At 68.4% G+C, this 18,118-nt stretch carries 17 protein-coding genes; 8 read left to right on the top strand and 9 right to left on the bottom strand.

Translation table 11 applies throughout. The features are described from left to right. Window positions 1-15: 15 nt before the first annotated feature. Window positions 16-1,074, bottom strand: a complete 1,059-nt coding sequence (zapE, locus tag ACFWPK_RS07635; RefSeq protein ID WP_378913770.1) for a cell division protein ZapE — start codon at window positions 1,072-1,074, stop codon at window positions 16-18. A 64-nt stretch (window positions 1,075-1,138) separates the two neighbouring features. Here zapE and ACFWPK_RS07630 point away from each other — a divergent pair, with 64 nt between their 5' ends. Beyond that, on the top strand, window positions 1,139-1,744 hold the full coding sequence (locus ACFWPK_RS07630; protein WP_378913769.1) for a TetR/AcrR family transcriptional regulator: 606 nt from the start codon (window positions 1,139-1,141) through the stop codon (window positions 1,742-1,744). Here the strand turns inward: ACFWPK_RS07630 and ACFWPK_RS07625 are convergent. From ACFWPK_RS07625 to ACFWPK_RS07595, 7 genes are all read right to left on the bottom strand, one after another. Further along, window positions 1,714-2,154, bottom strand: a complete 441-nt coding sequence (locus tag ACFWPK_RS07625; RefSeq protein WP_378913768.1) for an NUDIX domain-containing protein — start codon at window positions 2,152-2,154, stop codon at window positions 1,714-1,716. The two genes, ACFWPK_RS07630 and ACFWPK_RS07625, sit on opposite strands and share 31 nt — an antisense overlap. A gap of 43 nt (window positions 2,155-2,197) precedes the next feature. Beyond that, window positions 2,198-3,382: a lipid-transfer protein gene (locus tag ACFWPK_RS07620; protein ID WP_378913767.1), complete on the bottom strand. Its 1,185-nt coding sequence runs from the start codon at window positions 3,380-3,382 to the stop codon at window positions 2,198-2,200. Then, a complete protein-coding gene (locus ACFWPK_RS07615) occupies window positions 3,379-3,801 on the bottom strand; it encodes a MaoC family dehydratase (protein WP_378913766.1) in 423 nt (140 codons plus the stop codon). The genes ACFWPK_RS07620 and ACFWPK_RS07615 overlap by 4 nt, the downstream gene beginning before the upstream one ends. Before the next feature lie 88 nt (window positions 3,802-3,889). Further along, complete coding sequence (locus ACFWPK_RS07610) at window positions 3,890-4,861, bottom strand: bifunctional MaoC family dehydratase N-terminal/OB-fold nucleic acid binding domain-containing protein (protein ID WP_378913765.1); 972 nt, start codon at window positions 4,859-4,861, stop codon at window positions 3,890-3,892. Next, window positions 4,858-6,021 (bottom strand): acyl-CoA dehydrogenase family protein, encoded by a 1,164-nt coding sequence (locus ACFWPK_RS07605; protein ID WP_378913764.1) that lies wholly within the window; start codon window positions 6,019-6,021, stop codon window positions 4,858-4,860. Before ACFWPK_RS07605 ends, ACFWPK_RS07610 begins: the two co-directional genes overlap by 4 nt. Further along, complete coding sequence (locus tag ACFWPK_RS07600) at window positions 6,006-7,085, bottom strand: acyl-CoA dehydrogenase family protein (RefSeq protein WP_378913763.1); 1,080 nt, start codon at window positions 7,083-7,085, stop codon at window positions 6,006-6,008. The genes ACFWPK_RS07605 and ACFWPK_RS07600 overlap by 16 nt, the downstream gene beginning before the upstream one ends. Window positions 7,086-7,089: 4 nt before the next feature. Then, window positions 7,090-9,216: an acyl-CoA dehydrogenase family protein gene (locus ACFWPK_RS07595; protein WP_378913762.1), complete on the bottom strand. Its 2,127-nt coding sequence runs from the start codon at window positions 9,214-9,216 to the stop codon at window positions 7,090-7,092. 149 nt (window positions 9,217-9,365) lie between these two features. On the opposite strand from ACFWPK_RS07595, the gene kstR reads away from it, so the two are divergent. From kstR to ACFWPK_RS07560, 7 genes are all read left to right on the top strand, one after another. Further along, a complete protein-coding gene (gene kstR / locus ACFWPK_RS07590; protein WP_378913761.1) occupies window positions 9,366-9,980 on the top strand; it encodes a cholesterol catabolism transcriptional regulator KstR in 615 nt (204 codons plus the stop codon). A 344-nt stretch (window positions 9,981-10,324) separates the two neighbouring features. Next, complete coding sequence (gene otsB / locus ACFWPK_RS07585; RefSeq protein ID WP_378913760.1) at window positions 10,325-12,895, top strand: trehalose-phosphatase; 2,571 nt, start codon at window positions 10,325-10,327, stop codon at window positions 12,893-12,895. A 143-nt stretch (window positions 12,896-13,038) separates the two neighbouring features. Next, entirely contained in the window at window positions 13,039-13,923 is an 885-nt protein-coding gene (locus tag ACFWPK_RS07580) for a metal ABC transporter solute-binding protein, Zn/Mn family (protein ID WP_378913759.1), read from the top strand. A gap of 8 nt (window positions 13,924-13,931) precedes the next feature. Further along, complete coding sequence (locus tag ACFWPK_RS07575; RefSeq protein WP_378913758.1) at window positions 13,932-14,780, top strand: metal ABC transporter ATP-binding protein; 849 nt, start codon at window positions 13,932-13,934, stop codon at window positions 14,778-14,780. Further along, a complete protein-coding gene (locus ACFWPK_RS07570) occupies window positions 14,780-15,646 on the top strand; it encodes a metal ABC transporter permease (protein WP_378913757.1) in 867 nt (288 codons plus the stop codon). The genes ACFWPK_RS07575 and ACFWPK_RS07570 overlap by 1 nt, the downstream gene beginning before the upstream one ends. 22 nt (window positions 15,647-15,668) lie before the next feature. Next, window positions 15,669-16,844 carry an acyl-CoA dehydrogenase family protein gene (locus ACFWPK_RS07565; RefSeq protein WP_378913756.1) on the top strand — a complete coding sequence of 392 codons (1,176 nt, stop codon included), beginning with the start codon at window positions 15,669-15,671 and terminating at the stop codon, window positions 16,842-16,844. Window positions 16,845-16,858: 14 nt separating this feature from the next. After that, window positions 16,859-17,662, top strand: a complete 804-nt coding sequence (locus tag ACFWPK_RS07560; protein ID WP_378913755.1) for an enoyl-CoA hydratase/isomerase family protein — start codon at window positions 16,859-16,861, stop codon at window positions 17,660-17,662. A gap of 2 nt (window positions 17,663-17,664) precedes the next feature. Here the strand turns inward: ACFWPK_RS07560 and ACFWPK_RS07555 are convergent, their stop codons facing one another. Next, complete coding sequence (locus ACFWPK_RS07555) at window positions 17,665-17,943, bottom strand: DUF4190 domain-containing protein (RefSeq protein WP_378913754.1); 279 nt, start codon at window positions 17,941-17,943, stop codon at window positions 17,665-17,667. Window positions 17,944-18,118 lie beyond the last annotated feature (175 nt).

Here is an 18,118-nt window from a genome sequence, read left to right as displayed (position 1 = left end):
GGGATCAAGGGCTTGCTACGCAGTGCGAACGTCCGAACCACCAGTTAATGGCAACTCACCGAGACGGCTCGCGGTGCGCGCGAGATCGGGAATCGCGGGGACGCCGACGGTCAGTTCGTGTGGGAGTTCGGGGGCGTGGATGGTGAACGGGAGATCGGCGTCGTAGAGGACGTCGACGAGGTTCACCAGGCGCATGGACCAGTCGGGCGGGACATCGCGTAGTGGCGGGACCTCGCGCAGGGTCAAGTGGCGGTAGCGCTCGGTGAGTCGGAGGTAGTCGGCGGCGCTGGTGGGGGCGGCACAGATGTCGTGGAAGCCGACAGTGATGGCGTCGGTGGTGGTGTGTGCGCGGATGGTTCGGCCGTTGCCGAGGGGCACGTCGACGACCCCCCGCTCGACACAGCCGGAGTCGGCCGAGCGCATGCCGTGACGAGCGACTCCAGCCGTGAGCACGTAGTGACCAGCGAGGAAGCCGGTGTCGCGGTGTGCGGTTCGGGTGCGGTAGTCGAGCGGTCCGTCGAGGGTGACGATGTCGAGGTTGGCGAGGATCTGCTCGATGCTGGGCAGGAAGTGGTCGTGGAACAGGGGGTTGGGCAGGAGGTCCTGCGGCCGGTAGTTGGAGGTGACGACCAGGGCGCGGTGGTCGGCGAAGAGGGTGTCGAGCATGCGGGCGATGAGCATGGCGTCGCCGATGTCGGTGACATGGAATTCGTCGAAGCAGACCAGGTCGGCGTCGCCGAGGAGGTCGTCGATGGCGCGTTCGATCGAGCCGAGGGTGTGGGTGGCGGTGTGCAGGGCCGCGAAGAAGGCGTGGAAGTGGAAGCGGCGCTTGCGATGTGTGCCGACCGAGGCGAAAAAGCGGTCCATCACCATGGTCTTGCCGCGACCCGGGCGGCCGTGCAGGTAGATGCCGGACCGATCCGCGCGCAGGTCGGCGGGGCGCCCGCGCAGCGCGGCAAACGCACCAGGCCATCGGTTGCCGCGGTCAGCGGGGCGCAGGCGCGGGAGCAGTGATTCGAGCGCGTGTAGGGCCGCTTGTTGTGCGGGGTCGAGCACCACGGTGTCGGGTTTCATGCGAACCTCCTCGTCCTCTACAGTTGTAGAGGACGGGCGTCGTCGACGGCCAGAAGAGGTGACGATGTCCACAGACCGGCGGGCACAGATCGTGACAGGCGCCATCGAACTCATCGCGACCCGGGGAATCCGCGCGCTCACCCACCGCGCGCTGGACACCCAGCTGGCGTTGCCACCGGGTTCGACCTCGTATTACTTCCGCACGCGACAGGCTTTGATCGAGGCGGTCGCCGCGGGGATCACTGCCCGATCGCGCGCGGATTTCGTTGCCGCACAGAAAGACTCGACGAGCGGGCAACCGCTGGACCCAGTGCAGGTCGCACGCGATATCGCGACTTGGCTCGATCAGCTACTCACGCATCGCCGACACGACCTGATCGCCCGGCACGCCTTGATCATCGAGGTCCTCTCCGACCCCGCATTGCACTCAGGCCTGGCAGGCAGCCTGTTCTCACTGGACCGGGCCACCGACCTGTTCGACGCGCTCGGCGCCGCCGATCCCCGCGAGTCGGCCCACGACTTCCTCGCACTGCTGGAAGGACTCGTCTTCGATCGGTTCGCGGGACTGCGCGCGGGATCGGCGGGCAACGTCGATCAGCTCGCCCGGCCACTGGCCGAGTTCCTGACAAGTGGCCGTAACTATCGGCCCCGCCAACCGAATTCGGAATAGGGCGCGGCCGAATTCAGCGCCGCCAATCCGAGCGCGGAATATTCGATCAGGTCGGCGGGGAGATCATTCAGCGGAAACCATTGCAGGGCATAGCAGTTATCGGGTTCACGATTGAAAGGTTCACCGCGCCAAACCTCGGTACGGAAGAACAGGCCGAGCCGGGAGTCGCGACCGGGGGCGGTGACATGGGCGACGTGGAAAAGGCGCAAATCGGCGGGATCGATGTCGACCCCGATCTCCTCCGCGGCTTCGCGGGCCGCGGCCGTCGCCACTGATTCGTCGGCCTCGAGTTTCCCCGAGGGCAGGTGCCAGCGGTGATCGAACTCGTCGCCGCTGCGGCGCAGGCTCAGCAGGACCTGGTCACCGCGGATCAGCAGGATGTGCACGTCGACCAGGTGGCGGGGAGTCACCTGGTCGAGCGTACGAGAGGCACGGCCCGAACGGGCCACCGTGTCACGACGTCAGAACCAGCCCGGAGGTCGGCACGCCGGTGCCCGCGGTGACCAGGATGCGTTCCAGGGCGTCTACCTGGTTGACCGAGGTACCGCGGATCTGGCGAACCGCTTCGGCGATGCCGTTCATGCCGTGGATATAGGCCTCACCGAGCTGGCCGCCGTGGGTGTTGAGCGGCAGGCGGCCGCCGATCTCGATGGCGCCGTCGGCGATGAAGTTCTTGGCTTCGCCGCGGGGGCAGAAGCCGAGTTCCTCGAGCTGCATGAGCACGAACGGGGTGAAGTGGTCGTAGAGGATCGCGGCCTGCATATCGGCGGCGGTCAGCCCGCTCTGCGCCCACAGCTGGTCGCCGACGAGACCCATCTCCGGCAGGCCGGTCATGGCGTCGCGGTAGTAGCTGGTCATCACGTACTGATCGGCGCCGCTGCCCTGCGCGGCGGCCGCGATGATCGCGGGGCGCTGCGGGAGGTCACGGGCGCGTTCGACGCTGGTGACCACGATGGCCACGCCACCATCGGACTCCTGGCAGCAGTCGAGCAGGTGCAGCGGTTCGGCGATCCAGCGCGAATCCTGGTGCTGCTCCAGGGTGATCGGCTTGCCGTAGAAGAAGGCGTTGGGGTTCACCGCGGCGTGCTTGCGGTCGGCGACCGCCACCGCGCCGAAATCGGCACTCGTCGCGCCGGTGACATGCATATAGCGGCGGGCGACCATCGCGACCTGCGCGGCGGGCGTGCCGAGTCCCTGCGGGTAGGCCCAGCCCGCGTCGATCCCCGATGACGTGGGCGCGGCGGCCAGCGCGGGCGAGAACTGACCGAATCGGGCGCCGGACCGTTCGTTGAACGCGCGGTAGGCGACCACGACATCGGCCACACCGGTGGCCACAGCCATGGCGGCCTGCTGGACGGTCGCGCACGCGGCACCGCCGCCGTAACCGATGTGGCTGAAGAACTTCAGGCTCGGAATGCCGACTGCCCTTGCCACCGCGGCCTGGGTGTTGGTGTCCATGGTGAAGGTGGTCAGGCCGTCGACATCGTCGGGTGTGAGACCGGCGTCGGCGAGGGCGGCGCTCACCGCTTCCGCGGCCAACCGCAATTCGCTGCGGCCGGAATCCTTGGAGAAGTCGGTGGCACCGATGCCGACAATGGCGGCGCGTCCGGCGAGACCGGCCTGGGCAGTGGTGCTCATTTCGACTCCAGATCGGGAAGGGCGATGACGGCCGTGGCGGTGATGTGTTCGCCGAGGCTGTCGCGGCCGCGCACGTCGATGGTGACCCGCGCATCCGAGACTTCGGTGACGGTGCCCGAAAGAGTCAGCGTGTCACCGGAATACAGCGGCACCCCCAACCGCAACGCGATGGACTTCACCAGCGCGGTCGGCCCCGCCCAGTCGGTGACGAAGCGCTGCACCAGACCGGTGTCGGTGAGAATGTTGACGAAGATATCGCTGGAGCCACGCTCGACCGCCTTGTCACGGTCGTGATGCACATCCTGGAAATCCCGGGTGGCCAGCGCGGTGCTGATCACGAAGGTGGGATCGGCGTGGATCACCAGCTCCGGCAGGACAGCGCCCACTGCGATGGCCGCGGGATCGATGGTCGTTGTCACTAGCAGGTCCTTTCCTGACGGACAGAGCGCGTCGGCATGCAATGACCGCCGACGGTGGACCGCGTTGTGCCGGCGTGGGGCGCGCCGGTCATCGCACGGCCTGCCAGTACGGCAGTACGGTTCCGTCGCCGAGTTTCTCGAAGGCCACGCGGACGGGTACGCCGATGGCGACCTCGGCAGGGTCGATACCGCGCAGCTCACCGAGCATCCGCACACCCTCGTCGAGTTCGACCAGCGCGACGACGAAGGGCAGCTCGCGTCCTGGCACCTTCGGCGCGTGGTGCACGACGAAGCTGAACACCGTGCCGGTACCGGCGGACACCACGTAGTCGGTGGGCTCGGCCTTGTCCTGCCAGAGGGCGGGCACCGGCGGATGCTGCAGGGTGCCGTCGGGCCTGCGCTGAATCCGCAGCTCGCCGATTTCGGTTCCGGCCCAGAAGAATTCGGTGTCCTTGGAGATGACCGGCCCGACCCGCCCCTCGGGCGCGAGGGCAATATCGCCTTCGGCCGCGCCGTCTTTCGCGGCGGGCGCGAACTTCAGGATACGGAACAGCATCTCGGTGACCACCTCGTCACCGACAGACCAGGTGGTGGCGAAGGTCAGGAACCAGCCGTCGCCGAGCCCGGTCCGCTTGGGCCCCTTGAATTCCGAGAGCCTGCTGGTGACCGTCACCTCCTCGCCCGGCTGGAGGTAGCGGTGGTAGGTCTGCTCGCAGTTGGTGCCGACGACCGAGGTGTAGCCCGCGTCGTCGAGCAGCTGTGTCGCCAGGCCGAGCGGATCGTCGGCGGTGCGCACACCGCGCAGGCCGTTCATCGTCCACACCTGCGCCATGGCAGGCGGGGCGACGATGCCCGGATGACCGGCAGCCTTGGCTGCGGCCTCGTCGACGTAGATCGGGTTGGTGTCGCCGATCGCCTCGACCCAGTTGTTGATCATCGGCCGGTTCACCGGATCGCGTCCGGCCCGTGGCGCCGATTCGCCCGCGGCCGACAACTTCGCGAGCGCCTCGGGAACGTCTTCGGGGGCAATGCTTTCCGGCACGCGCGACTCCTTGCTCATCGGGGCACGCGCGGCAGTTCGAGGCCGGCCGTGGCCACCAGTTCGCGCATGATCTCGTTCACACCGCCGCCGAAGGTGACGACAACGTTCTGTTTGGTGCGCCGGTCGAGCCACCCCATCAACGCCGCCGTACCCGGCTCGGCCAGATCACCGAACCGGCCGATGATCTCCTCGACCAGCCGACCGGCCTCCTGCAACGACTCGGTGGAGAAGACCTTGGTGGCCGAGGCGTCGGCGATCACCGCGTTCTGCGCCGCGGTGCTGTCGGCGGCGGCGACCTGCCAGTTCAGCAGCTCGTTGAGCCGCACCATGGTGCGCACCCGGCCGAGCGCGCGGCGCACCTCCGGCTCGCCGAGCAGGCCGTGCTCGGCCGACCAGTCGTGCAGGCGATCGTAGAGTTGCTCGATCTTGCCCGACGGCCCGAGGCTGACCCGCTCGTGATTGAGCTGGGTGGTGATCAACCGCCAGCCCTTGTTCTCCTCGCCGACCAGCATCTCCGCGGGCACCCGCACGTCGTCGAAGTAGGTGGCGTTGGTGTGGTGGGCGCCGTCGGCGGTGATGATCGGGGTCCACGAGTAGCCGGGATCCTTGGTATCCACGATCAGGATCGTGATCCCCCGGTGGCGCGACTCGACCGAACCGGTACGGCAGGCCACCCACACATAATCGGCTTCGTGCGCGCCGGTGGTGAAGGTCTTCTGCCCGTTGATGATCCAGTCGCCATTGTTGTCGCGCACCGCGGAGGTCCGCAGCGAGGCCAGGTCGGTTCCGGCGTCCGGTTCGGAGTAGCCGATCGCGAAATGGATGTCACCGGAGAGGATTCCGGGCAGGAACTTCTTCTTCTGCAGATCGGTGCCGTACTTCTGCAGGGTCGGGCCGACCGTCAGCAGCGTCACCAGCGGCAGCGGCACATCGGCGCGGACCGCCTCGTTGAAGAAGATCTGCTGTTCCATCGGGCCGAAGCCTTGGCCGCCGAACTCCTTGGGCCAGCCGACACCGAGCCAGCCGTCGCGGCCCATCCGGCACACCACTTCGCGGTAGGCGTCGCCGTGCCGGTCGGTGGCCATCGCGGCCGCTTCCGCCGGGCTCACCAGATCGGCGAAGTAGGAACGCAATTCGTCGCGCAGTCGCCGTTGTTCGGCGGTCAGATCGATGAACATCTTGCCCCCAGAAGGTCGAGTCGCAGACCGGCGCCGCCGAGCAGGCGGGCGAGGTCTTTGGCCTGTGAGTAGTAGCGGTGCATCGGGTGGGTGATGTCGGCGCCGAGGCCACCGTGCAGGTGATGGCATTTCTGCATCGCGCGCGGCACTTCGGCCGCCGCCCAGTAGGCGAGCACATCGAGGTCCTCGTCGAGCCGTCGCTGGTGCTCGGGCGAGGAATCGTCCTGCGCCAGCGCCCAGCACGCCGACTCCGCGGCAACATGCAGGGTGCGCGAGACCACGTACAGATCGGCGATCTGCTGGGCCACCGCCTGGAACTCGGCCAATGCCCGGCCGAACTGGTGGCGGGTGCGCACGTGTTCGGCGGTCAGCTTCAACGCGCCGGCGAGCAGGCCGTCGGCGACCGCGCCGATGCTCGCCAGGGCGTAGCGGTGCAGGGTGGGCAGCGCGTCCGGCAGCAACTGGTCGGCCGGGATCTCGACATCTTCGAGCACCAGCGTCGCCTCCGGGATGCCCGCCGAACCGGTGACCGGCAGGATCTCGACCCCGGGCGCCACCGACTCCACAAGGGCCACACCAGAATCGGTGGGCACCAGGATCCAGCGTGCCTGTTCGGCATAGATCACACCGACCTTGCGGCCGGTGATCCGCACCGTGTCACCCGTGCGCACCGCCTTGGTGGTCGGCGCGGTGGTGAACGGCACGCCCGGTTCATTGAGCGCGGCGGTGAGCACGGTGCCCTTGCCTACCTCGGCGAGCACCCGCTCGGCGAGCTCGTCGGACAGCTGCGACAGCAGCGGCAGCACGCCGAACCCGAAGGTCGGCAGCGCCGGCACCGCAACGGCATCGGTGGCCAGCTCCATGAGCAGCGCCGACACCTCGAGCAGGCCCATGCCGTCGCCGCCGAAGCGCTCGGGCACTGCGACCGCGAGCAGGCCGGAGTCGATCAGGCTCGGCCACAATTGCAGGTCGCGAGCCGGCTCACGTTCGAGCAGGCTCACGACCACCTCGGCTACAGCGTCGGCGCTTTCGTCGCGGTTGAAGTCCACGGCGTCCTCTCTCATCGAGCTAACTGTCCGCGTCGCGCGGCAGACCGAGGATCCGCTCTGCGGCCACGGTCAACAGGATCTGCTCGGTACCACCCGCGATGGAGAGGCAGCGTGTGAGCAGGAATTCTTGCAGGGCGATGTTCTCCATGGCGCCGTCACGGCCGTTGAGTTCCAGCTCGAACTCGGCCAGGTCCTGCCGGTGCCGGACGCCGACGAGCTTGCGGACGCTGGCCTGCGGGCCCGCGTCCACGCCTGCCATGGTCGCCACCGCGATCCGCTGTTCCAGCAGGGAACCGGCGACCGAGGAGGTGATCAGGGCACCGAAGCGGTCCTCACGCAATTCAGATCCCCAGCCACCGCCGGCCGGGAAGCTACCGAGCAGCGCTTCCAGCGCGCCGCCGATTCCGCCGCCGCCCATGGCGACCCGCTCGGCCGTCAGGGTGGTGCGCGCGATCTTCCAGCCGTTGTTCAGCGCTCCGACCAGGCCGTCGTCGGGCACGAACACGTCGTCGAGGAAGACCTCGCTGAAGCGTTCCTCGCCGGTGATCGTGACCAGTGGGCGCACCTGCACGCCCGCGGCGCGCATGTCGACCAGGAAGTAGCTGATCCCACGGTGCTTTGCGGCGGTGGGATCGGTGCGGGCCAGACAGATGCCCCAGTTCGCGAGCGTCCCCAGCGACGTCCACACCTTCTGGCCGCGCAGCACCCAGCCGCCGTCGACCTTCTCAGCGGTGGTGCGCAGGGCGGCCAGGTCCGAGCCGGCGCCCGGTTCGCTGAACAGCTGGCACCAGGTCACCTCGCCGTGCAGCGACGGCCAGACATAGCGCTCGATCTGCTCAGGCGTGCCGAAACGCAGCAGGGTCGGCACCGCCCAGCCCGCGATCGCCAGGTCGGGGGTCTGGAGATCGGCCTGGCGCAGTTGTTCGCCGATCTGCAGGCAGGTCATCGGATCCGCTTCGCGCCCATATGGTTTCGGCCAGTGCGGCATCACGAAACCGCCCTCGACCAGGGCGCGCTGCTGCTGTTCGGGCGCGAGCGCGGCGATGGCGGCGATCTCGGCGGTCAGCGCGGAGTCGCCCGTCACGTCGCCGAGGACCCGCTCGGCACCGGTGGTGCGGCGCTGACCGGCCCTGGTGAGCTCGGCGACGCGGGCACGCCAGCGCGCCGAACCACCGAGGAGCTGGCGCAGCGAGCTCGCCCGGCGCAGGTAGAAGTGCGCGTCGTGCTCCCAGGTGAAGCCGATTCCGCCGAGCACCTGGATGGCGTCCTTGGCGTTGTCGACCGCGGCGTCCAAGGCCACCGACGCGGCGACCGCCGCGGCGATCGGGAGTTCGTCGCCACCTTCGTCGATCGCGGCGGCGGCGTCGGCGGCGACCGCGCGGATCAGCTCGGTACGGCACAGCATCCAGGCACACAGATGCTTGATCGCCTGGAAGCTGCCGATCGGTTTACCGAATTGTTCACGGACACGGGCATATTCGACGGCGGTGCGCAGGCACCAGCCTGCCACGCCCGCCAGTTCCGACACCGCGAGCGCCACGAACAGATCGGTGACATCGGCGGTGGGTGCGAAGCCGTGCTCAGCGGGAACCGCCGCCTCGGTGGCGCTCACCCGCGCCAGCGGCACGGTGTGGTCGCCCTGCGACAGCAGCGTAATCGTCACCGCCGCAGCCGGAATCAGCAGCCATCGGGTGCCGTCGACGGTGTTGGCAGGCACCAGGACCTGCGTATCGGCATCGGCGCCGTAGACGACATCCCACGTGCCGGTGACACTCCAGCCCGCATCAGTGTGGGCCGCCTTCGCCGCCTGCTCGTCGCCGGGCACCGCGACCGCGCACGGGGTGCCCGCGGCGAGCACGCCCTGGGTGATCAGTCCGGCCAGCGCGGTAGCCAGTACCGGACCACCGACCAGGTCGTCGCCGGTCTGCTCGAGCATGACAGCGAGGTCGGCGACCGTGCCGCCGAGCCCGCCATTGTCCTCGGATAGCGCGACTTCGAACAGCCCGAACTCACCGAGCGCGGGCCAGTAGTCGCGCCAGGCGCCCGAACCGCCCGCCCGCATTGTTTCAATCGGCGCGACCGTGCTCGCCCAGCCCCGCAGCGACGCCGCGACGGCTTTGTGCTCGTCAGTGGTGGCGATGGTCACAAGAAGATCCGCCCTTCCGGCGTGGTTCCCACTCCTAGAACATGTTCTAATATCTTGGCCGGGCATAAGTCAAGAGCGCTACACTCTCGCCACGCTTTTCGCACGGCCCGGCCGTACGAAATGGCACTCCGAGCGAAAGGGTTCCCACGATGGACAGTCCCGCACCAACGCCCACCGTGACCACGCTGTCCGAGGAAGAGCTCAGCTCCAGCGCGCAGCGCGACCGGCGCAAGCGCATCCTCGACGCCACCCTCGCGCTGGCCTCCAAGGGCGGCTACGACGCCGTGCAGATGCGCGCGGTCGCCGAACGCGCCGATGTCGCCGTCGGCACCCTGTACAGGTACTTCCCGTCCAAGGTGCACCTGCTCGTCTCCGCGCTGGCCAGGGAGTTCGAGACGTTCGAGAGCAAGCGCAGGCCGCTGCCCGGCGTCGGCCCATCCGAACGGATGCACGGCCTGCTCACCCAGATCACCCGGATGATGCAGCGCGACCCGCTACTCACCGAGGCGATGACGCGCGCGTTCATGTTCGCCGACGCGTCGGCCGCCGCGGAGGTCGCCCGGGTCGGCAAAGTGATGGACCGGGTCTTCGCCCGGGCGATGAGCGACGGCGAACCCGACGACCGTCAGCTCGCGATCGCCCGCGTCATCTCCGATGTGTGGCTGTCGAACCTGGTGGCCTGGCTCACCCGGCGGGCGTCCGCGACCGATGTCACGGAACGGCTGGAGCTCACCGTCGACCTGTTGCTGGGCGATCGCGGATAACCCAGCAACCCGGCATTTCGTACCGGCGAATCATCACAAATCGCCCATCGCTGTTGACACACGTCGGCTGTGCGACTTCCAGTAGGAAGATGCATAGCCGACGTCGCATATGCGAAACATCGCATCTACCGGCCCCGCGCGCCTCGCCCGCACCGCCATACGCCCGGTGAGCTCGACGGATCCGGCCCACGGCGGCAGGCCGCGGGTCCGGAATTTGCCGTAAGGTCGCGAGCAAACGACCGGGGATGGTTCGCACAACCTGCCGCGCCGCTCGCGCGGCAAAATTGACGCAGTATTGTTTTTCGCGCCCCCTGATCAACTCCTCCCATCACTAGGTTGGATGCGTGAGCGCACAGGAACTGCCCTTGGATGTCCGCCGTGCACTGGCGTCGGTTGCGCGCGTGCCACGGCTCTTGGTTGCCTCGGACTACGACGGGACAATCGCCCCGATCGTGTCCGACCCGTCGAAAGCGTTTCCCCAGCGGGAATCGGTGAGCGCGCTACGCGCGCTGGCGGGGTTGGCGAACACTACCGCGGCGGTGATTTCCGGCAGAGCGCTACGCGATCTGGCCGCGCTGTCGCGCCTGCCGGTCGAGGTGCAGCTGATCGGAAGTCACGGCTCGGAATTCGACGTCGGCTTCGTGCACGCGATCGACAACGACGCCAAACAGCTACTGACGGAGATCAATTCCGCGTTCTCCAAGATCGCCGCCGAGAACCCGGGCGTGACCGTCGAGATGAAGCCGGCCAGCGCCGCGCTGCACGTGCGTAACGCGAGCCCCGAAATCGGCAGGCGCGCACTGACTTCCGCACGCCAGGGCCCGGCCTGCTGGGTGGGCGTGCAGGTGACCGAAGGCAAGGCGGTGATCGAGCTCGCGGTGATCCCGACCGACAAGGGCACCGCGCTCGACACCATCCGCCATCAGGAAAGCGCTTCCGCCGCAGTGTTCTTCGGCGACGACGTGACCGACGAGAAGGCGTTCCGGGTGCTGTCGGGACCCGATGTGGGCATCAAGGTCGGCGAGGGCGAGACCATCGCCAAGCTGCACGTGGACTCCACCGAGGACGTGGCGCGCGCGCTGGCGTTCCTGGTCGAGGAGCGGCGCACCTGGCTGGCCGGGGCGAGCGCACCGCGGATCGAGCGGCTGAGCATGCTGGCCAGCCCGCGCTCGGTCGCGCTGCTCACCCCCGACGCGACGGTCACCTGGTTCTGCCATCCCGAGCCGGATTCGGCGGCGGTGTTCGCGCACCTGCTCGGCGGCGCGGCGGCCGGGCACTTCACGGTGGCACCGGAGCGGCCGAGCCTGCCGCTGTCGCAGCGGTATGTGGACGGCACGATGACGGTCGAGACACGCTGGGCCAGTTTGCAAGTGGCCGACTACCTGCCGCACGACGTGGCCCCCGATCGCACCGACCTGACCAGGGTGATCTCCGGCACCGCGAAGGCCGTCGTCACCTTCGCGCCACAGCCGGAGTTCGGCCAGGTTCCGGTGCGAATGGAGTCTGTGCACAACGGAATTCAGGTCAGCGGTACCAACGATCCGATGGTGCTTCGCTCCCCCGGCGTGGTGTGGGAGATCCTCTCCGATGGCGTCAACGAGCAGGCGCGCGCGGTGGTCGATCCGTCGCTCGGGCCGGTCGTGCTCGAATTGCGATGCGGGACGGCCGATCTCGCACCCTCGATGACGCCGGAGCCGCAGCGCCGCCAGCTCGCCGAGCAGTACTGGTCGCAGTGGGCGGCCGGGTTGCAGTTGCCACCGCTCAAGCCGGATCTGATGAAGCGTTCGGCGCTGACGCTGCGCGGGCTGGTGCATCGCCCGTCTGGATCGATCCTGGCCGCGGCCACCACCTCGCTGCCCGAGGACATCGGCGGCGTGCGCAACTGGGACTACCGCTACTGCTGGCTGCGTGACGCGTCGCTGACCGCGCAGGCACTGGTGACGCTCGGCTCGCTGACCGAGGCCGACGAATTCCTCGGCTGGGTGCACAAGGTGCTCGACACCCTGCCGGGGCCGGAGCGCCTGCACCCGCTGTACACGATCTACGGCGAGACCCTGCCGCCCGAAGCCGTGATCGACGCGCTGCCCGGTTATGCCGGTTCGCGGCCGGTGCGGGTGGGCAACGCGGCCAATATGCAGGTGCAGCTCGACGTGTTCGGGCCGATCGTCGACCTGATCACCTCGATGTCGCACGAACGCGAGCGTCAGGGCATCACCTCCCCGGCCAAGGCCCTGCCGGACGCCGACTGGGAACTGGTGCACGCGATGGTGTCGGCGGTGCAGCGTCGCTGGACCGAACCCGACCACGGCATCTGGGAGATCCGCGGCAATCCGCGCCACCACGTGTACTCGAAGGTGATGGGCTGGCTCACCATCGACCGCGCGCTGACCCTGGCGGAGCGCTTCGACCGCCCCGCCGATCCCGACTGGGTGACGCTGCGCGACACGATCGCCGACGAGGTGAAGGCGAAGGGCTGGAACGACGAGGTCCAGTCCTACACCGCCGCCTACGACGGCACCGACCTCGACGCGGCCACCCTGCACATCGGCCTGAGCGGCCTGATCGACCCCGCCGACCCGCGCTTCGCCGCGACGGTGGTGGCCACCGAGGCCGAGCTGCGCAGTGGTGCGACGGTGTACCGCTACCACCACGACGACGGCCTGCCCGGCGGCGAAGGTGGCTTCCACCTGTGTGCCGCCTGGCTGGTGGAGGCCTACCTGCTGATCGGCAGGCGCTCCGATGCCGAGGCACTCTTCGCTCAGCTCGTCGCGGCGGCGGGCCCCACCGGCCTGCTCAGCGAGGAATACGACCCCGTCGCCGAGCGTTCCCTCGGTAATCACCCCCAGGCTTACAGCCACCTGGGCCTGCTGCGCTGCGCTCAGCTCCTGAGCCAGCCGGTCAACGCCCTGGTCTGACGGCACTCGATAAAGCCGGGTTCGAATTTCGAGCCCGGCTTTTCGATGCGGTTCGTACTGGGTATTCGTAGCTGCTAATCTAAAACGGTAACGATTTCCATTATGATCTAGAGCTTGCTCGCCAGCATCGCCAGGAGTGCCGCGTGAACCCTCGATTCGCCCGCTTGTTCGCCGGTCTCACGGCAGGGGTGGCGGCCGTGGTCGTCCTCAGCGCCTGCGGCACCAGCTCCACCGATTCCGGTACCCCGCAGATCGTCGCCTCCACCAATGTGTGGGGTTCGGTCGCGACCGCCGTCGCCGGGCCGGATGCGCAAGTGACCTCGATCATCAGCGATCCCGCCGCCGACCCGCACTCGTTCGAGACCTCGGCCACCGACACCGCCAAGATCAGCGACGCGGATCTGGTGGTGTTCAACGGCGGCCACTACGACGAGTTCATCGAGAAGGCCATCTCGGGCAAGGACAAGCGGACCGTCGTGGCCTTCGAGCAGCGCGTGAACAAGGGCGACGAGAACGAGCACGTCTGGTACGACGTGAGCACCGTCGCCGCCGTCGCCGACCGGATCGCCGCCGAGCTCGGCCGGGTCGACGCCGCCCACGCGAGTGCCTACGCCGAGCGCGCGGTCGCCTTCAAGAATCAGCTGATCGGCGTCAGCACCATCACCGGCACCATCGCCACCCAGACCCCGAACGCGCCAGTCGCCCAGTCCGAGCCCCTCGCGCACTACCTGCTGGTGGCCGCGACCGCGCAGGACAAGACCCCGCACGAGTTCCAGGAAGCGATCGAGCAGGAGACCGACCCGGCACCGGCCGCCGTCGCCAGCACTCGCGACCTGATCACCGGCAAGCAGGTCAAGGCACTGATCTACAACACCCAGACCGAGGACAAGATCACCCAGGACCTGCGGGCCACCGCACAGGCCGCCGGCATCGCCGTTGTCGAGGTCACCGAAACCCTGCCCGCCGGAATGGATTACATCCAGTGGCAGACCGCCAACGCCAAGGCGCTCGCCGCGGCCCTGCGCTGAGGACGCCGATGACCGAGGCAACCGCACTGTCGGAAACCACCACCGCGCCCGACGTCGATGCCGTCGACGCGGCGATCCGGCTGCGCGCGGCGACCATGGCCTTCGGCGACCGCACCCTCTGGCACGACCTCGATCTCGACGTGCGCCCGGGTGAGTTCATCGCCGTCCTCGGTCCCAACGGCTCCGGCAAGACCTCGCTGCTGCGGGTGCTGCTCGGCACGCTCGCCTTGAGCTCGGGCAGCGCACAGATCGCGGGACGGCGCGCCGGGGTCGGCAATCCGGGCATCGGCTACATCCCGCAGCAGAAGACCATCGACGCCGGGGTGCAGCTGCGCGGAATCGATCTGGTGGGACTCGGCGTGGACGGGCACCGGTGGGGGCTCGGCTGGCGTGGTCGGCGCAGCCGTGCCGAGAAGGTCGACAGCGCCATCGCCGCGGTGGGTGCCGGGTCGTTCGCGCATGCGCCGCTGGAGACGTTGTCCGGCGGTGAGCAGCAGCGGTTGCGGGTCGCGCAGGCGCTGGTGGGCGATCCGTCGGTACTGCTGTGTGACGAACCGTTGCTGAGCCTGGATATGGCGAATCAGCGGCTGGTGGCCGAACTGGTCGACAAACGCCGCCGCGAACACGACACGGCGGTGCTGTTCGTGACGCACGAGATCAATCCGATCCTGCCGCTGGTGGATCGGGTGCTGTATCTGGTCGACGGCGGGTTCCGGATCGGAACCCCCGATCAGGTGATGACGTCGGCGACGCTGTCGGAGTTGTACGGCACCGAGGTCGAGGTGTTGCGGGTGCGTGGACGCCTGGTCGTGGTCGGCACCGGTGACGACATGGACGCGCTCGGCGGTACCGCCTGATGGAAAAGCTCACCAAGGTCTTTCAGCAGATGTTCGACTTCGGCACCACCGCGAATCTGCTCGGCTACGACTTCGTGCAGCAGGCGCTGCTGGCGAGTGCCCTGCTCGGGTTGCTGGCCGGGCTGATCGGGCCGTTGATCGTCGCCAGGCAGATGTCGTTCGCGGTACACGGGACCAGCGAGCTGTCGCTGACCGGCGCGTCGGCGGCGCTGCTCGTCGGCGTCGGGGTCGGATTCGGGGCGATCGCCGGTTCTGTGGTCGCTGCCGTACTGTTCGGATGGCTGGGTTCTCGTGCGCGCGAACGTGATTCGGTGATCGCGGTGGTGCTGTCGTTCGGGCTCGGATTGTCGGTGCTGTTCCTGTGGCTCGCGCCGGAGCGGGCCGGGTCGAAGTTCTCGCTGCTCACCGGGCAGGTCGCCGGCGTCGGCTATGACGGGCTCGCGTTGCTGGTCACGTGTACCGCGGGCGTGCTCGCCGTGCTGGCCGTGGTGTATCGGCCGTTGTTGTTCGCCAGTTCCGATCCCGAGGTCGCGATCGCGCGTGGGGTGCCGGTGCGGGCGCTGTCGGTGGTGTTCGCGGTGTTGCTCGGGATCACGGCCGCGTTCGGGGTACAGATCGTCGGCGCGCTGCTGGTGCTCGCCTTGCTGATCACGCCCGCCGCGGCGGCCGCGCAGGTGACGTCGAGCCCGATGCGGGCGACCGTGCTGTCGGTGATCTTCGCCGAGATCGCCGCGGTCGGCGGGCTGCTGCTGTCGCTGGCGCCCGGAGTTCCGGTGTCGACCTTCGTCACCGCGATCTCGTTCAGCATCTACCTGGTGTGCCGAGTAGTCGGGCATCGCAATCGGCAACTCGCACCCGCGCGCTGAACCGATAGAACACAATCGGTTCATGATCGATTTCTCTGTGCCGGACGATCTCGCCGCCCTGCGTGACCGGGTTCGGAACTTCGTCGTCGAGCAGATCGTGCCGTTCGAGCGCGATCCCCGCCTCACCGCGCACGGCCCGACCGACGAACTACGGGCCGAACTCGTGGAGCTGGCCCGCGCCGAGAAGCTGCTGACCGTGCAGGCGCCGGTGGAATACGGCGGGCTCGGACTCAGCCACGTCGAGCAGGCGCTGGTGTACGAGGCGGCGGGTTGGTCGACGCTCGGGCCGGTCGCCATGAACTGCGCCGCGCCCGACGAGGGAAACATGTTTCTGCTCGGCAAGATCGCCGATCCCGAGCAGGTCGACCAGTACCTGATGCCGGTGATCCGGGGCGAGCAGCGCTCGGTTTTCGCGATGACCGAACCCGGTGGGGCCGGGTCGGATCCCGGGCAGCTCAGCACCGAGGCGATCTTCGACGGCGAGAACTTCGTGATCAACGGTCTCAAATGGTTGATCACCGGGGCCGACGGCGCCAAGACCTGGATCATCATGGCCCTGCTCGCCGAGAACCCGCACCTGCCCGCGGGCCCGACCCTGTTCATCACCGAAGGTGACGCGCCGGGCATCGTGATCGAGCGGATCATGAACACGATGGACCGCAATTACGTCGGCGGGCACGCGGTGGTGCGGTTCGACAACCTCACGCTGCCGCCGACCGCCGTGCTCGGCCGCACCGGACAAGCCCTGCGGTACGCGCAATTGCGGCTGGCACCCGCCCGGCTGACCCACTGCATGCGCTGGCTCGGCGCCGCCGCCCGCGCCCAGTCCATCGCGCTGGACTACGCGCGCACCCGCACCGCCTTCGGCAAGCCGATCGGCGAACACGAGGGCGTGTCGTTCATGCTCGCCGACAACGAGGTGGCGCTGCACCAGTGCAGGCTGACCATCTGGCACGCCTGCTGGCTGATGGACCAGGGGCAGCAGGCCAGGCACGAGTCGTCGATGGCGAAGTCGTACGTGTCCGAGGAGCTGTTCAAGGTCACCGACCGGTGTGTGCAGGTGCTCGGCGGAATCGGGATCAGCGACGAGACGGTGGTGGAGATGTTGTTCCGGGATATGCGGGCGTTCCGGCTCTATGACGGTCCGACGGAAGTGCACAAGTATGCGATCGGCAGACACTTGCTGGCCGGTCGCTAGTACGATTCGGTCCCATGAGTTCGGAATTGCTCGTCGATGTCGAAGGCGGCGTCGCCTTGTTGACGCTCAACCGGCCTGCCAAGCAGAACGCCGTCACCCCGACGATGGCCGCCGAGCTGAGCGCCGCGCTACGACGCTGCGATATCGAGGACGCGATCCGCGCCGTGGTCATTACCGGCACCCCACCGGCCTTCTGCGCGGGCGCGGATCTGGCCGCGCGCGGTGGCGACGTGAGCGCGACGCTCGATCCGCCGCCCTGGCAGGTCCGCAAGCCGGTGATCGCCGCGGTGAACGGGCATGCGGTCGGCATAGGCCTGGCGCTGGCTTTGCAATGCGACCTGCGGTATTTCGCTCGCGACGCGGTGTACGGGCTGAACCAGGTGCGTCGCGGGGTGCTCGCCGACGGGTTCGCGCACTGGACGGTGCCGCGACTGGCCGGGCTGGCCAATGCCGCCGACATCATGCTCACCGGGCGCACGTTCGACGGTGACGAAGCCAAGTCGCTCGGCCTGGCCAATGCCTCGCTGCCCGCCGACGAAGTCCTGATGACGGCGATGGCGGTGGCCCACGATATCGCCACAGGGACCGCTCCCCTGCCGGTCGCGCTGACCAAGCGGCTGATCTGGGAGAGCCTCGGCATGACGCCCACAGTGGTCGGGCAGCTCGAATCCGAGCTCAACGCGCACGTTGCCAAGAGCGTCGACGGTGGTGAGGCGATGGTGGCGTTCAAGGAGCGCCGCCCGCCGAACTGGACCGGCAGCGTCAGCGGCGAATGGCCGGCCTGGGACGCTCCCGGCGAGCGCCCGAGCCTGGACTGAACTCAGAAGTTCCCGTTGCAGGAACCGGCCAGATACAGCAGCGCGAACATCAGCATGAGGATCGTGCCGACAATGCCCGCGATGTAGCCGATCACCACCTGTGAGCGGCCGCTGAGCGCCCCGTAGGACGCGTCGATCTCGTTGAGTGCCCGCTTGCCGAGCACCCACGCGACCGGCCCGAAGATCCCGCAGCAGAACGGGCTGAGCAGCCCGAGCACAAGGATCAGGTTGGCCTGCGGGTGCTCGACCGTCTCACCGATCGGCTGATTAGGGATCGCCACCCGCCGAATCTTACTGTGCCGGAAGGCTGCTGACCCCCACTACACACCCCACACCCCAAATCCGCCATGACCGCACTCCCAACCCCCACGACCCGACCTCGAGGAGGGTCCCGCCGCGCAGCGGCGGTAGCGGCCCGGCCGCGAGTTAGCCGCCGTTGCGTCCGCGGCGCAGCCG

Source organism: Nocardia sp. NPDC058519, assembly GCF_042719755.1.
Classification (GTDB): Bacteria; Actinomycetota; Actinomycetes; order Mycobacteriales; family Mycobacteriaceae; genus Nocardia.
Note: the sequence above shows the minus strand (reverse complement) of the source record. Positions and strands in the feature narration are given on the sequence as shown.

Coding starts and splice junctions, on each gene's coding strand:
- zapE (WP_378913770.1), bottom strand. CDS start 1,074: ATGAAACCCGACACCGTGGTGCTCGACCCCGCACAACAAGCGGCCCTA.
- ACFWPK_RS07630 (WP_378913769.1), top strand. CDS start 1,139: ATGTCCACAGACCGGCGGGCACAGATCGTGACAGGCGCCATCGAACTC.
- ACFWPK_RS07620 (WP_378913767.1), bottom strand. CDS start 3,382: ATGAGCACCACTGCCCAGGCCGGTCTCGCCGGACGCGCCGCCATTGTC.
- ACFWPK_RS07610 (WP_378913765.1), bottom strand. CDS start 4,861: ATGAGCAAGGAGTCGCGCGTGCCGGAAAGCATTGCCCCCGAAGACGTT.
- ACFWPK_RS07605 (WP_378913764.1), bottom strand. CDS start 6,021: ATGTTCATCGATCTGACCGCCGAACAACGGCGACTGCGCGACGAATTG.
- ACFWPK_RS07600 (WP_378913763.1), bottom strand. CDS start 7,085: ATGAGAGAGGACGCCGTGGACTTCAACCGCGACGAAAGCGCCGACGCT.
- kstR (WP_378913761.1), top strand. CDS start 9,366: ATGGACAGTCCCGCACCAACGCCCACCGTGACCACGCTGTCCGAGGAA.
- ACFWPK_RS07575 (WP_378913758.1), top strand. CDS start 13,932: ATGACCGAGGCAACCGCACTGTCGGAAACCACCACCGCGCCCGACGTC.
- ACFWPK_RS07570 (WP_378913757.1), top strand. CDS start 14,780: ATGGAAAAGCTCACCAAGGTCTTTCAGCAGATGTTCGACTTCGGCACC.
- ACFWPK_RS07565 (WP_378913756.1), top strand. CDS start 15,669: ATGATCGATTTCTCTGTGCCGGACGATCTCGCCGCCCTGCGTGACCGG.
- ACFWPK_RS07560 (WP_378913755.1), top strand. CDS start 16,859: ATGAGTTCGGAATTGCTCGTCGATGTCGAAGGCGGCGTCGCCTTGTTG.